Genomic DNA, 17335 nt, shown 5'->3' with positions numbered 1-17335 from the left:
TTTATTATTTCGGGAATCGAATAAATCGCTTCGTTATGAATCTCTTTATATTTATAATCTTTTTTATACCATTTTTTATAATCTTCTTCGTTTGAAAGTCTGAAGTCCGCTCCCAAATCTATAAACAATATTTTTTTATCGAAACATTTTTTAGCTATTTCATCGCTCAACCCCGCGGGCAGAGACGCGAATACGACATCCGAATCTTCAATGGCGGAGTCTTCGTCCGTCAAAATCTTTTCGCAATATTTATTCAAATTAGGATATATTTTATTTATATTATCTCCCGCAAAACTTTTTGAAGAAATATTTTTTAATTCCACTTTTGGATGCAAAAGTAAAAGTCTTATCAATTCTACTCCAGCGTAGCCTGTCGCTCCTATTATCGATACTTTTATCATTTTTAATTCTCCGTTTTAAATAATAAATTTAATTTTTTCTTTATTTTAATTTTAACTTTTATATTTTATTTTAATAGATTTATTAATTTAGATAATTGATGCGGGCGATTAACGCCTCAAAGAATCTTTAGATAAGAATAGATAATGCAATATTTTTTTAATCGTATTCATAATAATGCCTTAAATAATTTTGCGTTTATATTAATATATTTAAAAAAAATGTCAATATTTTTAATTGAAATTTTTTAATAAAAATTTTATTATATTTTATAGTTTTATCGTCAATATTTTAATATAATGAAGAAATAAAAACAGAGGAAAAATTATGCCGAAAATCGCAGTAATATATAAAAGCAAATACGGAGCCGCAAGGACTTACGCAAAATGGATATCCGACAAACTTCATGCCGATTTATTCGAAGCGGACAACATATCGACTCAAACTTTAAATAATTACGAAGTTATAATATTCGCTGGCTCTTTATACGCGAGCAAATTAACCGTATATGCAAATATTAAAAAATTCTATAAAAAGTTAAACAAAGATAAAAAAATTTATTGCGTCATAGTCGGGATTTCAAATCCGCAGCATAAAGAATTATACGAAGACGCGATAAATAAAAATTTTAAAAATAAAGAAAAAGAAAATATAACATTTTATTTTTTAAGAGGAGCAATCGACTTTTCAAAATTAAAACTTCATCATGCTTTAATGATGCTTATGTTTAGAAAAATTTTAGCGAGCAAAAATATTCAAACGGAAGACGACAAAGTTTTTTTAGAAAATTACGGTAAGAAAATAGATTATTTAAATAAAAATTCGATAAACGATTTGGTTTCGGATGTGAAAAATTATCTTAAAGAATTTAAATGAAAGAAATAAAAAATTCTAATAAAAATAATTATCTTAATTTGATTATAATATCTACTCTTCTGTTTCTGCTTCTTCCTTCTTCCGTGTCGTTTGGAGCGATTGGCTCTTTGTCTCCAAAACCACTGTAGGATAATTTATCATGATTGAGATTCGGCAAAATATAATCGGCTACCGTTTTTGCTCTTCTTTCGGATAAAGTTTTATTATATTGTTCGCTTCCCGTATTGTCGGTATGTCCTCGAACTATTATCTCTCTGTCGGGGTAAGTTTTTTTAATCGCTTCGATAATATTGTCAATAGTTTCTTTCGATTCGTTTTTTAAAGTAAAAGAATCCGTATCGAATAAAATTTCTCCGAGACGCAAAACCAAACCTTCTGGCACGGTTTCAACGGTAATGTTATTGTCATTATTTAAATTTTCTTCAAGTTCTCTTCTGTCTCTGTCCTCTTCTTCTTTTGAAATCGAATCGTATATTTTATAAGTGCTTACTATATTCATTTTATATTGCAAACTTCTATAAGCCAATTCTTTTCCGTAGCCAAAAAGTATTTGATATTTTTCGCTTTGAGAAATTGGAATATTATTTTCCATATCCCATAAAAATGTCCCGTAATTGAATCCGTAAATTCTCGCGGGATATCCGTTTCTTGCAAGTCCCGCCTGAACCAAATCTTTATCCGTCATAATATGATATTGAATAACGGCGTTTTTCTTTCCTTCCTCGTTAGTTTCGATATTTGCAAAAAGATAATCGGACGCTAAAGCCATAGAAAGATTCGGAGCGTTATTTACTTTCACTATTTCAACCGCTTCGGCGCTCCAAGAATCCGTTAGACTTATTTCTTTATCGGGGAATGTCGGAATATGTCTAACATTCGGCATAAAATGGACGGTAGGCACTTCAAACCTTCCGTTTGTGCGAATTATAAAATCGCTCGTATATTCTTCGTCCAAATGAAAAACTCTCTCTCCTCTTTGCATTCTGAAAATTTTGAATAAACCGCTAACTCTATAACCGCCTTTCGGAGCGATTGCGATAACGGTTAAATCTACAATATTTCTTTCTTTATAAGTTCTCTTCAAAATTCCGTTTTCGTAATATTCGACATCGGCAGTTTTTACCGATTCTATTCTTTTTCCCGTTTCCAAATTCCAATAGAATTTATGCGACAATTTTTCGATATTTTCCACATTTTCGATTTGACAAAACGCTATATTAAAAATAAACGCGTTAAAAACGAATATTAAAACGAAAATTTTTTTAATCATAACTCGGTAATTTCTTCTTTTTTCCTTTTGCCAATTTCTTTTTCTCTATGTTTTTTAGACCTTTTTTCAAGTTTGATTCTGATTTTATCCAAAAGATTAAGTTTTTTCATTTCTTCTTTTATTTCCTCTTCGGTTTTTTCCGTTTTGAAAGATATAACCAATTTGTATAATTGTAAGAAAATATATTGCAATTCTTTGATTTTTTTATCCATATTTTCCATACTGTCTACCGTTGAATTCGATAATTGAGCTACATTTTCGATAGAACCCAAAAGAACTTTAACATCGCTTTCGGTATTGTTTACCACATTAACCACATCTTCGGCAAGTTTGTCGACTCCAGAAATATTTTGACTTACCATAGAACTCATTTGCATCTGTTTAACGGAAAGTTCTTGAACCGCTTCGGTTATGCTATTCAAATTTGAAACATTATTTAAAATATCTCTTCTTCCCAAATCCAATTCTTCGTTTGCGTTGGATATGGAATTGATAACTCCCGTAAGCATATTGGAACTTTCTATAATTTTATCGCTCGACTCGGAACTTTTTGCCACCAAACCTACCATTTGTTCTATCGCTTGAATCGTCTCTTCGATTAAATCGCTGATTACCGTAGAGTTATTCGCCGTATCTTCCGCAAGTTTTCTGATTTTTTCGGCAACGACCGTAAAGCCTCGTCCGTATTCTCCCGCTTGAGCCGCCTCGATTGCCGCGTTCATAGACAAAAGATTCGTTTGTTCGGAAATATTTCGTATAACGTTCGTAATGCTCGTTATTTGTTTCGAATAATCCTTAATTCCTTGAATTGCATCGGCAAGCGATTCGGATATGTTTCCTCCCTCTCTCGCCTCTATATCGAGAGTTTTGGAATAATTATTCGCCTTAATAGAACCTTGATTTACGGTGATAATATTCGCCATCATTTGCTGAACCGACACGCTCGTTCTATTGACGGCATCCGATTGAGATTTCATTTTTTCGCTAATTTCGTTTATATTGTCCAAAAGCTGTCTTATGATTTCGTTTACCGAATTGATTCTCGTTCTTTGCATAAAAGTAACTCTCGCGGCGTTGGAAGAGGATTCGGCAATTTTATTGGAATTAGCCACTTCGTTTTTGAATTCTTTATTCAAACTTTCAAAATCGCTCACTCCGATATTTATCGAAGAACGAATATTTTGAACGCTTCCCGTGAGGACATAAGTGTTTTCTTTAATGTTCGTTATGATACTTTGCATTTTATCCAAAAATTTATTGAAAGAATGCACCAATTCTCCCGTTTCGTCAATATTCGTTATCGGAAGTCTCACGGTTAAATCGCCCGAACCTTCGCTTAAAGAATCCGCGACATTTTTTGCTCGAACCATAGTCCTTCTTAAAATGATAACTATAATAAAAAGCACTATCGCAAATAGAGTTAATCCCACATATATAGTCAAAGTCGAAAATAAAATAGTTCTTCTAAAATCCATATTCGCTCTGTAAGGAATTTGATATTCCCAAACTCCAATCACATAAATATCGTTAAAAAGCGAATATTTAACGAAATATAAATTATAATTTTCGTTCAAAACTATTCTGGAATCCGAAATCGTATTCAAATAATTATTGTTAGCCTCGTCTCTTAATTCCGAAGAAGTCGCGGGATTATTCAATAGACTTTGAAGAGCGCCGAGAAAATTCATTTTATTATAAGCGTTTATATCAAAATTGTTATTTGCGATAAATATATCGTTGTTAGGATAATCGTTTAATAAATCTATAAAAATTGAAGATTTTACTTCCAAAGCCACAAAACCTATAATATTGCCATTATAAACAATCGGATTATATATATAGAAGTATTCCAAATCTCTGATAATATTTATTCTACGATTAGCGCCTCGAATTTCTATCGCTGGAATCGGCAAATTTGCGTTTGTGTTTACTCTAAAAATAAAATTATTATTTCTATTAAAAATCATATTCAAACTTCGCGCGTTCGTATAAATCGTGTCGTTAATGTCGATTCCGCTTACCCTCGCATCGTAAAAATGTATATAAAAAGCGTTTATATTCGTATCGCTTCCGTATCTATTGTTCAAATATTGCGATAAAAATTCTCCGTATTGCATAAGATTATCTCCGTATCTTGAAATATTTCTTAAATAAAAAGAAAAATCGTTTTCAACGCTTACATATTCGTTAATTGCATCGTAAATCGAAGTGGCCGCGTCGCTTATATATTCTCTACTTACTATATTATTATATTGTTCGTAATAAAGAGAAGAACTTCTATAATTAATACCGTTTAATATTACTAAAACAAAAATAACGAATACCATAGAGTATGGCATTATAACATACATCATAGGAATATAATATTCTCTTTTGCCCGTGATTTGATATATAGGTTTAACCAAAATCCAAAACGACAACGAAGATATGGAGGCTGCGAAATTTATAAACAACAAAACTATTAACAATCTGAAATTAAGCACCTCGAATAATGTCATAGTTCCGTCAAGTATGTATATCGGATATGTAAGCACAGCTATTACCACAAAAGCGAATACGGTTTTAAATATATACACAATTCCCAAATGGACAAATTTTCCTCTTTCAACTTTCAAAAAGTCGAAAAATATACTTATCGCTATCGCTAAAGAAGTCATTAACATAAAGAAATATGTATATCTTCTTACGGGAGTAAACTGTTGATAAATAAAATATATGGTTACAGAATAAACTGCTATGGTGATAATAGCGTTTACAACAAACATGAGAGGCATAAGATATTTGAGTCTTTTTCTTAAAAAATTTTCGTTCATTTTAAACAGCATATTATCGCCCTACTTAAAAAATTAGTATCTTTTGTATTATCGGTATAAAATAATCATTTTTTTACTTTTTGTAAATATAAAAAATTACGAATTCATAGCTTTCGCTTTTGAAATCGCTTCCTCTATAGAACCTACAAATCTAAAAGCCTGTTCTGGCAAATCGTCATAATCTCCGTTGCATATTCCCTTAAAACTTCTTATCGTGTCTTCTATTTTTACATATCTTCCCTGAAGTCCCGTAAACTGCTCGCCTACGAAGAAAGGCTGACTCAAAAACTGCTCGATTTTTTTCGCTCTCGAAACGGTTAATTTATCCTCTTCGGAAAGTTCGTCCGCTCCAAGTATCGCTATAATATCCTGTAAATCTTTATATCGTTGAAGAATATTTTGCACATTTCGCGCCACTTGATAATGTTCTTCTCCCAAAACCAAAGGGTCGAGTATTCTGCTTGTGGAAGCCAAAGGGTCGACTGCGGGATAAATTCCTTTTTCGCTCACTTCTCGCGATAAAACTGTCGTGGCGTCCAAATGGCTAAACGCTGTCGCTGGCGCGGGGTCGGTAAGGTCGTCCGCTGGCACATAAACCGCTTGAATGGAAGTAATAGAGCCGTTTTTAGTGGATGTTATTCTTTCCTGTAAAGTTCCCATTTCCGTAGCCAAAGTGGGCTGATAACCAACCGCCGATGGCATTCTTCCAAGCAAAGCGGAAACTTCGCTTCCCGCTTGAGTAAATCTAAAAATATTGTCTATAAATAATAAAATATCGAGTCCCGCAGAATCTCTAAAATATTCCGCCATAGTTAAAGCCGTTAAAGCTACTCTCAAACGCGCTCCTGGAGGTTCGTTCATCTGTCCGTAAACCAAACATGTTTTATTGATAACTCCCGATTCTTTCATTTCGCTCCACAAATCGTTTCCTTCTCTCGTTCTCTCTCCTACTCCCGCAAATACCGAATAGCCTCCATGTTCGCTTGCAATATTATGAATTAACTCCATTATTAAAACCGTTTTTCCCACTCCAGCTCCGCCGAATAATCCCGTTTTCCCGCCTTTAATATAGGGAGCGAGCAAATCTATAACCTTTATTCCCGTTTCAAATATTTCAAGTTTCGGTTCGAGGACATCGAATCTTGGCGGCACGGAATGAATCGAACGATATTCTTTAGCTTCTATAGGTTCGCCTTTATCGACCGTTTTTCCCAATACATTAAATATTCTTCCTATAGTTTCGTTTCCCACTGGCACCATTATATGATTTCCCGAATCTATAATATCGTCTCCTCGCGAAACTCCGTCCGTTGATTCCAAAGCGATTGCCCGCACTTTTCCTCCGCCCAAATGTTGTTGAACTTCGCAAACAATATGCCTTTGAATTCCTTCGACTTCCTTATCTATATAAAGCGCGTTTAATATTTCGGGCAAATGTCCTTCTTCAAATTCGGCGTCCAAAGTAGAACCGACAACCTGAATAACTTTTCCTTTATTACCTTCTGCTACCATAAAAATTTTTCCTTTTTTATTTAAGTTATTTTATTCAAAAAATTTAATTAATAAAAATTATTGTCCTATATTTTATATTTATTCAAAACTTATTCAAGAGTTTTTATCATTTCTCTATGAATTCTTTTATTGCTCGCTATATACTGTTTTTTAGAAAAAATATCGTATTCTTTCATATTTATATTTGTAATAAGCCCGCCCGCTCTTTTAAGTATAACGGTGGACGCGCAAATATCCCAAGCCGAAAGTCCGAATTCAAAAAATCCGTCCGCAGCTCCTTCGGCAACCATACATATATCCAAAGCCGCAGAACCGTCTCGCCTAACAGCCAAACTTTTTCTAACCATATTTTCAAAATCAATCATTCTATTATTCAAAAAATCTTCGTCCGTAGCCGTATTATAATAAAATCCCGTAATAATAAGAGATTCGATTAATTTATTACTCGAACTTACATTAATAACTTTTCCGTTTTTATAAGCTTTCGATTTGATATGCGCTTTATAAACCGAATTTGTCAAAGGAGCGTAAACGACTCCCAAAATCGGATAACCTTTATAAGCCAAACCTATTGAAACGCAATAAAAAGGATAACCGTGAATAAAATTGCTCGTTCCGTCTATCGGGTCGACTATCCATGAAAAATCTTTATCTTCAAAGTCGTTCGATTCTTCTCCCAAAAAAGCGAATTTCGGATATTTTTTCGTCAAATATTTTTTTATAGTTTCTTCGTTTTTTAAGTCGATTTCGGTAAATAAATCGGTTTTTCCCTTTTTCGACACTTTTCTTGGAGCGCCGAAATATTTTAAAGAATATTTGCCCGCTTTTATCGCGATATATTCCGCGTCTTTCAAGCATTTATTCAATTTCGATTTTGAGAATTTTTTAATTTCGCTTTCTATGATTCTATATTTTTTATCGTTTTCGTCTATGCTTTTGCTTTTCTTATTATTACCAAAAATATTAAAATTAAATAAACCCATAATAAAATCTCCTTTCATAAAATTAAATTACATAAATAAAATTAAAAATTATTTATTAGTTTGAGTTTCCCTAAATAATAAAACCGAAGGATTATCTCGCACTTTTTCGCTAAATATTTTCAAATTTTCTATTATTTGCGAAACATTAGTTTGTAAATTGGTATCTTTCATCAAGCCTCCAACCGTTCCTTTTCCGCTTTCGATATCCGCTATTATAGAAGACAAATCTCTGCTTATGACATTTATATTCGCAATACTTTTATTGACATTTGAAATTATTTCGTTAATATCCGCTTCGTTCGTATTTATTATTTTAGTTATAAGTTCGATAGTAGAAGACATATTTGTGATTATACTTGTAAATTCGTCCAAATTAAGTTCTTTTCCTATATCTCCTATAGAACCCAAAGTGCTTTCCAAACTAAAAGGCTCTACTCCCTTAACTACGCTTTCTGGCGGAAGACTTTTAAGCCCTTCGGTGGTTATGGTAGGCGGAGTAGCCATTATATATTTTTCGCCCAAACCGAGTCCAACCGTTTGTATAGTAAATCTCGTTCCTTCGGGCAAAATCACATTTTTATCGGTTATGAATAAAGTCACTCTTATTGTTCCGTCTGGATTAATCGCTATATCTTCGATAAAACCTATATTTATTCCTCCGCCCCTATATGAAACTTTGCCGTTTACGAGCAAATCGCCGATAAAAACATAATCCACATATATTCTATATCCGTTGCCTTTCAATTTTAAATTTCCAAGTATGCTTACGGAAAATACCAATAATACTATAGTCAATATAAAGAATATTCCCAATTTAATTTTTTTTCTCATATAATAATTACCTCTAATATCTAAATATATAATTAATCCACGGGTTTTATAGTTTCTATATCCTCGCCCTTTTTCGCAATACTGCTCATAAAGAAGAATTTTAAATGAGGTTCTTCAATTTCATGCAAATGCTCGGGGTCCCCTCCTTCAATAATCTTTCCATCGTAAAGCATAACCACTCTATCCGCCATCCTAAAAACGCTCATCATATCATGAGTAATAACTATGCTTGTCACATTAAGTAAATTTTGCATTTTCACTATCAAATCGTCAATTATTCTCGACATAATCGGGTCGAGTCCCGTAGTCGGCTCGTCATAAAGCAAAATTTCTGGGTCCATAGCAATCGCTCTCGCCAAACCGACTCTCTTTTTCATACCGCCAGAAAGTTCGGAAGGCATTTTTTTTTCTATATTCGGCATTCCAACCATATCCAAAACTTCGGCTACTTTCATTTTTATTCTCTCTTCTGGCATATTTTTTTTTATTCTTCTTAAACCGAAACTCACATTTTCGTAAACATTCAACGAATCGAAAAGCGCCGCTCCTTGAAAAACCATCGCGAATTTTTTACGAACTTCCGTTAATTCGTTATCCGAAATTTGATTAATATCCCGCCCTTCTACGATTATTGTTCCAGAATCGGGTTGCAATAATCCTATCAAATGTTTTACAAGAACGCTTTTTCCACATCCAGAATTTCCTATAATCGACAAAGTCTCGCCCTTATTTACCGTGAGATTTACTCCGTTCAATACTTTTTGAGAGCCAAAACTTTTATGCACATCTTTCATTTCAATAATATCCATTAATAAAACCTTATAAAGAATCCTACAAAATCAAATCGTAATTCTTAAAAATTTCATTTCTTTTTCGCTTTTAATTCTATAATTTCCCAAACTTGCGGGAATCAAAACCGTTTTGCCCGCTTTTAATTCTATAATATTGTCTTTCATATCGGATTCTATGATTCCGCTTCCTTCGATATTTATAATTATTTCAAAAGTTTTATTATTCGTTTTTGAAGAAAAATTATCTTTAATAAGATATTCTTCGGTTGTAAAATATTTATTTGAAAATATTTGATTAATCTCCAAATTCTCGTTTTTAAGTTTATTTATTCTTTGAGATTTTAATTTTGAAGAATCTATATTTTCAATCACATTAAAAGAATCTTCAATATGGAGTTCTCTTCCTTTCCCGTTTTTATCAATTCTATTCCAATCGTAAAGTCTGTAAGTAATATCGCTCGGAGTTTGTATTTCGGCTACAATAACATTGCCAAGAATCGCATGAATGCATCCGCTCGGAATATAATAAGCGTCTCCCTTTTTAACTTCAAAATAATTAAACATATTTTCTATATTTTCTTTGTTTTCAATCGCGTTTTTAAGCGCCGTTTTGTCAATTCCTTCTTTTAATCCTATCAAAAGTTTTGGATTATTTTTTGCATCCATAATATACCACATTTCATTTTTGCCATGTTTATTATGTTTTTTATTCGCGTATTCTTCGTTTGGATGAACTTGAATCGATAATTTATCCTTTGCGTCTATGAATTTTATCAATAACGGAAAATATTTTTCTTTTATGAATTCGGAGCAATCAGAACCTAAAAATTCTTCGCCGTAATTTTCTATCAAATACGATAAAGTTTTGCCTTTAAACTCTCCGTTCGATATTATATTTTTACCCTCTTTCAAATCGCATATTTCCAAGCTCTCGCCTATATTTTTAGCGAGTTCAAAAGGTTTTGAATATAAATAGGCGAGCGAATTTCCGCCCCAAACCGTTTCTTTTCCTATTTCATATAATTCTAATATATAATACATAATAAAATTATATAATACGAAAATAAATAATTCAATATTGCTTATTATGAAAATAGTTTTATATAAATATTATGTTTATTTTATTGCTTTTTATTGTTTTTAATGTATAATAATTAAGTCTAAATTACTAAATAATTTTTAAGGTATATTTTATGTCCGATATTAGAGTTAGATTCGCTCCGTCTCCAACGGGGTTTTTACATATAGGAAACGCGAGGACTGCTTTATTTAATTGGCTTTATGCAAAATCGGTTAAAAATGGAAAATTGATTTTAAGAATTGAAGATACCGACCAAGAGAGAAGCACTAAAGAAGCGGTAGATATGGCTATAAAATCTCTTAAATGGCTCGGAGTCGATTGGGACGAGGGACCGGAAGTTAACGGAGATTACGGACCTTATTTTCAATCGGAGAGATTAGACATATACAAAAAATACACCGAAAAATTGATGGAAGAAGGAAAGGCTTATTATTGTTTTTGCTCATCCGAAGAATTGGAAAAAAAATCGAATATGCAAAAAACTTTGAATCAGCCAATAATATACGATGGAAAATGTAAGGATATTCCATTAGAAGAAGCGAAAAAAAGAGTGGCAAACGGAGAGGCGGCGAAAATAAGATTCAGAGTTCCAAAAAACGAAGAGATAATTTTTGAAGATTATGTGAGAGGAACGGTAAAAACAAATAGCGATGAAATCGGCGATATTATAATAGTGCGCGAAAACGGTTTTCCAACTTATAATTACGCGGTAGTCATAGACGATATGCTAATGAAAATAACTCATGTCATAAGAGGCGAAGACCATATTTCAAATACTCCGAAACAAATCTTGATTTATAAAGCGCTCGGAAGCGAACCTCCAAAATTCGCTCACACTTCTTCTATACTTGGAGACGATAGAAAAAAATTATCGAAAAGACATGGAGCGGCGACTTTAATGGAATATAAAGACGAAGGATTTTTGCCTCAAGCTATGAGAAATTTTTTAGCCTTGCTCGGATGGACGCATCCCGAAGCGATTGAAACTATGAACGATAAAGAAATGATAAAGGCTTTTACATTATCTCGTTTTTCAAAAAGTCCCGCGATATTCGATACGGCTAAACTTAGGCACTTAAACGCTTGGCATATAAAAAATATCGATTTGGACGAAGCGGTTGAATTGTTTATTCCGTATTTGATAAAAGGCGGTTTCTTAAAAGAAAATTATACCGAAAGCGAAAAATTATGGGCTAAAAAACTTGTTTCGGCAATAAGGCATAATTGCGTTGTTTTATCCGACATAAATAAATATGTTCCCGTATTTTTTGAAAACGATTTTGAATTAACCGATGAAATGAAAGAAATTGTGAGTAAAGAAGAAAGCAAAAAACTGCTTCAATTTATAAAAAGCAATATAGAAAAAGAAAACGAAATTACAGACCAATATATGAAAGATTTAATAAAATCCGCTCAAAAAGAAACGGGATTAAAAGGACCAAATTTATATCATCCGATTCGATATGTTTTAACGGGAAGCGGAGCTGGAACGGAACTTTCGCATATTTGCGAGCTTTTGGGCAAAGAAAATATTTTATACAGATTATCCAAATATATTTGATAAGGGAAAAATATGATAAACGGAAAACCTTTAATATTAGCGGTAGACGACGAAGAAAATATCAGAAATCTTATAACTTATACATTCGAGGAATACGATATTGAAGTAAAAACGGCGGAAAATGGAAAAGCCGCGATAACTATACTCGAACAAAATCCCGTTGATGTCATTATAACAGATTTGCTTATGCCCACTATGACGGGACTCGCATTGATAAGAGAAATGAAAAAAAGAAAAAGCTCTATTCCGATTATTATAATCACCGCTTACGGAAATACGGAAATGGTAAAAGAAATAATAGCGGAAGGAGTTTTTAGATTGATAGAAAAACCTCTCGATTTCGATATATTAGTTCCGATAGTTCAAGACGCTCTGGAATATAGAAATAAACATTCTAAAAAATAATAAATTATAAGCAATATAAATAATAATTAATCGTTAAATTAAAAAAGCCCGAGTCGTTAAACATCGGGCTAAAAATTAATTTAAAAAGGTATCTTGAAAACTATTCTTACTTTTCCGATAAATATTTGTCTATTCCGTAAGCCGCTCTTTTTCCGTCTCCTATAGCAAGAATAACCGTAGCCGCTCCTCTTGCGGCATCTCCGCCAGCGAATACTCCGTCCATTGAAGTCTCTCCCGTCTCTTCGTCTATGACATAAGTTCCTTTTTTCGTTATTTTAAGCTCTGGAACTTTTCTTGCAATCAAAGGATTCGGAGTCGTTCCTATAGCGATAATCACCGCGTCAACTTCTATATCTTCGATTTTTCCTTCGACTGCAATCGGTTTTCTTCTTCCGTCTTCGTCAGGCTCTCCCAATTCCATAACTTGAGTTCTTATGGCGACAACATTATCGTTTTCGTCTCCGATAATTTCCAAAGGCGCTCTTAAAAATCTGAATTCCACTCCTTCTTCCATAGCATGATGGATTTCTTCGAGTCTCGCTGGAAGCTCTTTTTCCGTCCTTCTATAAACTATGTAAACTTTTTCCGCTCCGAGTCTCACCGCCGTTCTGCAAGCGTCCATAGCGACATTACCGCCTCCAAGCACGGCGACTTTTTTATGTCTTATAACGGGAGTGTCGACTTCTGGGAATTTATAAGCGCCCATTAAATTTACTCTCGTCAAATATTCGTTTGCCGAATAAACTCCGCATAAATGTTCGCCTGGGACATTCAAAAATACTGGAAGCCCCGCTCCCGTTCCCAAAAATACGGCGTCATATTCTTTTCTTAATTCTCCAAAATCCAAAGATATTCCAGCGACTTCGTTTATTTTGAATTTTACTCCGTCTCTTTTAAGATTTTCAACTTCATGAGCTACCAATTCTTTAGGCAAACGAAATTCTGGAATTCCATACATTAAAACTCCGCCGATTGTGTGAAGCGCTTCTAAAACCGTAACATCGTATCCCAATTTGATTAAATCTCCCGCGCATGCCAAACCAGCGGGACCAGCTCCGATGACGCATACTCTTTTGCCGTTCTTTTCCACTTTCAAATCTTCATGCTCGGAATGTTTTCTTTCGTAATCGGCTACAAACATTTCCAATTTGCCGATTGCTACTGGCTCGAATTTTTTACCGACAACGCATCGCTCTTCGCATTGAGTTTCTTGAGGGCAAACTCTTCCGCATGCGGCGGGCAAAGCGTTGGTTTCTTTAATTTTTTTAGCGGCGTCTAAAAATTTTCCTTCCGCGACAAGTCCTATAAATTGAGGAATCTTAACTTTAGCGGGGCATCCTTCCATACAATGAGGAACTTTGCAATCCAAACATCTTAAAGCCTCTTTTAAAGCCTGCTCTTCGGTATAACCCGTTGGCACTTCTTTAAAATCTTTTCTTCGCTCTTCGGCGCTTCTTGTCGGCATTTCCTGTCTTGGTATTTCGCCTAATTTTGACCTTGGGGGCATATATATTCTCCTGTTTAATTGGATATTTTTAATAAACCATTAATAATTAAATTATTTATAAATATTATACCATATAATTAAATATAATCAAGTATAAATAATAAAAAATATATCGAAATAGTTTAATTATATAAAATTATTCGACATATAGTTAAAATTCATAAAAATTTAAAAAATTATAAATTTAAATATTGAAAAATATATGAATATAACATATAATTATGTTAACATTTTGAAGGAGATTTTATGGCAAGCATAGAAAGGAATAGAGCTATAGAATTATTTAAAAAATACAATAGCGAAGAATCGTTATTTAAACATGCGCTTTCAGTCGAAGCGGTAATGAGATATTTTGCCCGAAAAAACGGAGAAGACGAGGACGAATGGGGAATGGTTGGACTATTGCATGATATGGATTATGAAATGTATCCAAACGAACATTGCGTTAAAGTTAAGGAAATATTGGAAAAAGAGAATCTGCCAGAAAGTTTTATAAGAGCGATTCAAAGTCACGGTTTTGAAATATGCGTGGATATTGAACCGATTAGCGATATGGAAAAAACTTTATACGCCGTTGACGAACTTGCGGGATTCATAACGGCTTGCGCTTTAGTTCGCCCTTCAAAAAGCGTGGAAGATATGGAAGTAAAATCCGTTAAGAAAAAATTGAAAAATAAAAACTTTGCGGCAAAAGTAGACAGAGAAGTCGTTAATAAAGGAGCAAAAAGATTGGGAGTCTCTTTGGACGAATTAATAAAAGAAACGATTAACGCTTTGATTCCCGTTCAAGAAGAAATAGGACTTCAAAAAATTTCGTAAATTATAAGAGTTTAATTATGAGCAAAATAAAAATACTTACAATAGTGGATATGCAAAACGATTATATGAAAGGAGGACCTATGGCTGTTAAAGGAGCTGACGAATTAATTCCCATCATAAACGAACTTATAAAAAACGGAGAATATGACGCGATTATAGCGACTCAAGATTGGCATCCTTCGAATCATATTTCGTTTGCTTCTACGCATGACAAAGAGCCTTTTTCAAAAATAAAAGTTATGGATAAAGAAACGGGAGACGAAGAAACTTTAACTTTGCTTCCTCGTCATTGCGTGGCGAGAACTTACGGTTCTGCAATAGTCGATGGACTCAAAAAAAAGAAAGATTATATATATGTTCAAAAAGGAGTCGATGCGGACGATGACGGAATTTCGGGTTTTTCTTATATGCATAAAGATTTTATAGATGTGGCGAGAGAAAATAAAGAGGTTTTAATTTTGGATTTTGTGGGAGTCGCTTTGGACCATTGCGTTTATTATACGAGTAGAGATACCGCGGATTATGTGGCGTCTATTAACGCCGAGTATTTGGTTAATGTAAATGTTTTGGAATACGCTTGCGCCGCCGTTAATCCCGAAAAAGCGGAAAAATTATATTCTTCCACTCAAAATATAAATGTTAAGAAGGTTCGTCTTTAATACGATAAATAAACGAGTAGAGATAGTTAATAAAGAATATGATAAAGAAAAGTTATAAAACGAAAAGATTATTACTCATTCAACCAAATATGGATATGACTCCAGAAATTGTAAATTTTTATTTGAGAAATAAGAATTTTTTTAAAGAATACGACCCTTTGCGTCCAGAATCTTTTTATAATTTAGCGACTCATAAAAAAATCGTTAAGCAGGAATTGGAAGAGACAAAATTCGGCAGAATGTTAAAATTTTGGATTTTTAAAATAGAAGATAAAAAAAGAATAATCGGAATGATTAGCTTTACAAATATTGCAAACTCTTCTTTTTTATCGACAACGGTTGGATATAAATTAGACCAAGAAGAATTGAAACAAGGCTATATGATTGAAGCGTTGCGAGCGGCGATTGTAATAATTTTCAAAGAATTAAAACTCCATAGAATAGAAGCGAATATAATGCCTCATAACAGAGCTTCGATGAATTTGGTAAAAAAATTGGGATTCGAATACGAAGGACTTGCAAAAAAATATCTGAAAATAAACGGAAAGTGGGAAGACCATATACACATGACGATATTGAATAAAGACGAAGATGTATAGAATGCATACTCGTTTTTTAACTACCAATATAATAAAAACTTTTATTTAAAAATAAATTTGGTTAATGATTTGAAAATAGATATAAATTCCAATGAACATAATGATTATTGATTTTAATTTATACTATTATTAATTCAATATTTTTTTCTTCTTTTAATCGTTTGTATATATTTTTATCTATATTAGAATCCGTAATAAGTATATCTATAGACGATAACGGCATAACATGATAAAAAGAATTATTATTAAATTTTGAGCTATCCGATATTAATATAAGTCTTTTGGAACATTTTCTTAATTCTTTTTTTACTGGAATCTCAAATACATCGGTATTCGTTATACCTCTGTCAATATTTATAGAATCAGCGGACATTATAGCCGTATTAACATTGAAATTTTGAATATTTTCTTGAGCTATAGGACCGCCTATGGAATAATAGCCTTTTCTTATCTCTCCGCCTATCGTATAAACCGATATATCCTTATTATCCGTAAGTTCCATACTTATTCTGATATCCGTTGAAACTATTTTTAAATTCTTATGATACAGTTCTTGAGCGAAAAAATAACAGGTAGTTCCCGAATCTATTATAATACTTTCGCCTTCAAATATTAAAGAAGCGCATTTTTTTGCTATAGATTTTTTTTCTTCAGTCTTTATATTTAATTTTTCTTCAAAATATATTTCCGTATTTCCAAAATCCGTAATTAATCCTATGCCGTTTCTTATTTTTTTTAAATCTTTATTATTTACTAAAGCCTCTTGTATATATCTTCTTGCCGTTGGGTAAGATACATTAAAATATTCCACAATATCTTCTACCATTAATCGTTTATTTTTTATAACTAATTTTTTTAATTCTTCCAACCTATTATATTTTTCTATCGTGTTCATATTTTTCCGAATATTACAAAATTGAAATTATATATAATTTATTAACTATTTATACGATTTAATAAAATATTTTTAAGTTCGTTATCGTTTTCACAATTAGATAAATTATATATAAATTCTCTATCTTGCAATATATCGGCTATTTTCATTATAAAATCAATATGGTCGTCAGGTTTCAATACCGATATCATAAATATAACTTTTACGGGATTAAATTCATGATTTTCAAAATATATTCCGTCTTTAGATGTAGTTATGGCAATAGAAGTTTCAATAGCGCCAAACTCTGGAGATGTATGAGGCATAGCTATATTTTCGCCTGTTACATAATAAA

16 protein-coding genes and 1 pseudogene are annotated in these 17335 nt (G+C 32.7%); 6 read left to right on the top strand and 11 right to left on the bottom strand.

All coding sequences use genetic code 11. The annotated features are described in order from the left end of the window. Positions 1 to 401, bottom strand: a pseudogene (argC, locus tag EZH24_RS00695) (N-acetyl-gamma-glutamyl-phosphate reductase); the annotation flags it as partial. Between the two features lie 325 nt (positions 402 to 726). On the opposite strand from argC, the gene EZH24_RS00690 reads away from it, so the two are divergent. Continuing rightward, the gene (locus EZH24_RS00690) at positions 727 to 1275 is read left to right on the top strand and encodes a flavodoxin domain-containing protein (RefSeq protein WP_336596083.1); all 549 of its coding nucleotides are present in this window, start codon (positions 727 to 729) and stop codon (positions 1273 to 1275) included. 28 nt (positions 1276 to 1303) lie between these two features. Here the strand turns inward: EZH24_RS00690 and EZH24_RS00685 are convergent, their stop codons facing one another. From EZH24_RS00685 to EZH24_RS00655, 7 genes are all read right to left on the bottom strand, one after another. Continuing rightward, positions 1304 to 2545, bottom strand: coding sequence for an OmpA family protein (locus EZH24_RS00685; RefSeq protein WP_137997214.1), 1242 nt, complete (start codon positions 2543 to 2545; stop codon positions 1304 to 1306). Further along, a complete protein-coding gene (locus EZH24_RS00680) occupies positions 2542 to 5358 on the bottom strand; it encodes a methyl-accepting chemotaxis protein (protein ID WP_236847022.1) in 2817 nt (938 codons plus the stop codon). Before EZH24_RS00680 ends, EZH24_RS00685 begins: the two co-directional genes overlap by 4 nt. 96 nt (positions 5359 to 5454) lie before the next feature. Beyond that, positions 5455 to 6870 carry a F0F1 ATP synthase subunit beta gene (atpD, locus tag EZH24_RS00675; RefSeq protein ID WP_137997212.1) on the bottom strand — a complete coding sequence of 472 codons (1416 nt, stop codon included), beginning with the start codon at positions 6868 to 6870 and terminating at the stop codon, positions 5455 to 5457. Positions 6871 to 6959: 89 nt separating this feature from the next. Then, positions 6960 to 7853, bottom strand: a complete 894-nt coding sequence (locus EZH24_RS00670; RefSeq protein WP_137997211.1) for an inositol monophosphatase family protein — start codon at positions 7851 to 7853, stop codon at positions 6960 to 6962. A 48-nt stretch (positions 7854 to 7901) separates the two neighbouring features. Beyond that, on the bottom strand, positions 7902 to 8684 hold the full coding sequence (locus EZH24_RS00665) for an MlaD family protein (protein WP_137997210.1): 783 nt from the start codon (positions 8682 to 8684) through the stop codon (positions 7902 to 7904). A gap of 32 nt (positions 8685 to 8716) precedes the next feature. Next, on the bottom strand, positions 8717 to 9493 hold the full coding sequence (locus EZH24_RS00660; protein ID WP_137997209.1) for an ABC transporter ATP-binding protein: 777 nt from the start codon (positions 9491 to 9493) through the stop codon (positions 8717 to 8719). Between the two features lie 30 nt (positions 9494 to 9523). Beyond that, positions 9524 to 10516 (bottom strand): type I phosphomannose isomerase catalytic subunit, encoded by a 993-nt coding sequence (locus tag EZH24_RS00655; protein ID WP_137997208.1) that lies wholly within the window; start codon positions 10514 to 10516, stop codon positions 9524 to 9526. 152 nt (positions 10517 to 10668) lie between these two features. Between EZH24_RS00655 and gltX the strand changes: the two genes are divergently transcribed. Together gltX and EZH24_RS00645 are read left to right on the top strand one after the other, a co-directional pair. Continuing rightward, the gene (gltX, locus tag EZH24_RS00650; protein WP_137997207.1) at positions 10669 to 12117 is read left to right on the top strand and encodes a glutamate--tRNA ligase; all 1449 of its coding nucleotides are present in this window, start codon (positions 10669 to 10671) and stop codon (positions 12115 to 12117) included. Between the two features lie 12 nt (positions 12118 to 12129). After that, the gene (locus tag EZH24_RS00645) at positions 12130 to 12522 is read left to right on the top strand and encodes a response regulator (RefSeq protein ID WP_137997206.1); all 393 of its coding nucleotides are present in this window, start codon (positions 12130 to 12132) and stop codon (positions 12520 to 12522) included. Between the two features lie 106 nt (positions 12523 to 12628). Here EZH24_RS00645 and gltA read toward each other — a convergent pair whose 3' ends face one another. After that, entirely contained in the window at positions 12629 to 14029 is a 1401-nt protein-coding gene (gene gltA, locus EZH24_RS00640; protein WP_137997205.1) for an NADPH-dependent glutamate synthase, read from the bottom strand. A 246-nt stretch (positions 14030 to 14275) separates the two neighbouring features. On the opposite strand from gltA, the gene EZH24_RS00635 reads away from it, so the two are divergent. The 3 genes from EZH24_RS00635 to EZH24_RS00625 are packed head-to-tail and all read left to right on the top strand — an operon-like array spanning position 14276 to position 16106. Continuing rightward, the gene (locus EZH24_RS00635; RefSeq protein ID WP_137997204.1) at positions 14276 to 14848 is read left to right on the top strand and encodes an HDIG domain-containing metalloprotein; all 573 of its coding nucleotides are present in this window, start codon (positions 14276 to 14278) and stop codon (positions 14846 to 14848) included. A 17-nt stretch (positions 14849 to 14865) separates the two neighbouring features. Further along, positions 14866 to 15507, top strand: coding sequence for an isochorismatase family protein (locus tag EZH24_RS00630; RefSeq protein WP_137997203.1), 642 nt, complete (start codon positions 14866 to 14868; stop codon positions 15505 to 15507). Between the two features lie 38 nt (positions 15508 to 15545). Then, a complete protein-coding gene (locus EZH24_RS00625) occupies positions 15546 to 16106 on the top strand; it encodes a GNAT family N-acetyltransferase (RefSeq protein WP_137997202.1) in 561 nt (186 codons plus the stop codon). 118 nt (positions 16107 to 16224) lie between these two features. On the opposite strand, the gene EZH24_RS00620 is transcribed toward EZH24_RS00625, so the two are convergent. Continuing rightward, a complete protein-coding gene (locus tag EZH24_RS00620; RefSeq protein ID WP_137997201.1) occupies positions 16225 to 17001 on the bottom strand; it encodes a DeoR/GlpR family DNA-binding transcription regulator in 777 nt (258 codons plus the stop codon). Positions 17002 to 17042: 41 nt separating this feature from the next. After that, positions 17043 to 17335: PTS sugar transporter subunit IIA (locus EZH24_RS00615; protein WP_161976085.1), on the bottom strand; the 293-nt coding region annotated here is incomplete at its 5' end.

It is taken from the genome of Brachyspira catarrhinii (assembly GCF_005518285.1).
GTDB classification, from domain to species: Bacteria; Spirochaetota; Brachyspiria; order Brachyspirales; family Brachyspiraceae; genus Brachyspira; species Brachyspira catarrhinii.
The sequence above is the reverse complement of the archived record's forward strand: the minus strand, read 5'-3'. Positions and strand labels throughout refer to the sequence as shown.

Coding starts and splice junctions, on each gene's coding strand:
- EZH24_RS00635 (WP_137997204.1), top strand. CDS start 14,276: ATGGCAAGCATAGAAAGGAATAGAGCTATAGAATTATTTAAAAAATAC.
- EZH24_RS00660 (WP_137997209.1), bottom strand. CDS start 9,493: ATGGATATTATTGAAATGAAAGATGTGCATAAAAGTTTTGGCTCTCAA.
- EZH24_RS00645 (WP_137997206.1), top strand. CDS start 12,130: ATGATAAACGGAAAACCTTTAATATTAGCGGTAGACGACGAAGAAAAT.
- EZH24_RS00680 (WP_236847022.1), bottom strand. CDS start 5,358: ATGAACGAAAATTTTTTAAGAAAAAGACTCAAATATCTTATGCCTCTC.
- EZH24_RS00625 (WP_137997202.1), top strand. CDS start 15,546: ATGATAAAGAAAAGTTATAAAACGAAAAGATTATTACTCATTCAACCA.
- EZH24_RS00670 (WP_137997211.1), bottom strand. CDS start 7,853: ATGGGTTTATTTAATTTTAATATTTTTGGTAATAATAAGAAAAGCAAA.
- EZH24_RS00690 (WP_336596083.1), top strand. CDS start 727: ATGCCGAAAATCGCAGTAATATATAAAAGCAAATACGGAGCCGCAAGG.
- EZH24_RS00620 (WP_137997201.1), bottom strand. CDS start 17,001: ATGAACACGATAGAAAAATATAATAGGTTGGAAGAATTAAAAAAATTA.
- EZH24_RS00630 (WP_137997203.1), top strand. CDS start 14,866: ATGAGCAAAATAAAAATACTTACAATAGTGGATATGCAAAACGATTAT.
- atpD (WP_137997212.1), bottom strand. CDS start 6,870: ATGGTAGCAGAAGGTAATAAAGGAAAAGTTATTCAGGTTGTCGGTTCT.
- EZH24_RS00655 (WP_137997208.1), bottom strand. CDS start 10,516: ATGTATTATATATTAGAATTATATGAAATAGGAAAAGAAACGGTTTGG.
- EZH24_RS00685 (WP_137997214.1), bottom strand. CDS start 2,545: ATGATTAAAAAAATTTTCGTTTTAATATTCGTTTTTAACGCGTTTATT.
- EZH24_RS00665 (WP_137997210.1), bottom strand. CDS start 8,684: ATGAGAAAAAAAATTAAATTGGGAATATTCTTTATATTGACTATAGTA.
- gltA (WP_137997205.1), bottom strand. CDS start 14,029: ATGCCCCCAAGGTCAAAATTAGGCGAAATACCAAGACAGGAAATGCCG.
- gltX (WP_137997207.1), top strand. CDS start 10,669: ATGTCCGATATTAGAGTTAGATTCGCTCCGTCTCCAACGGGGTTTTTA.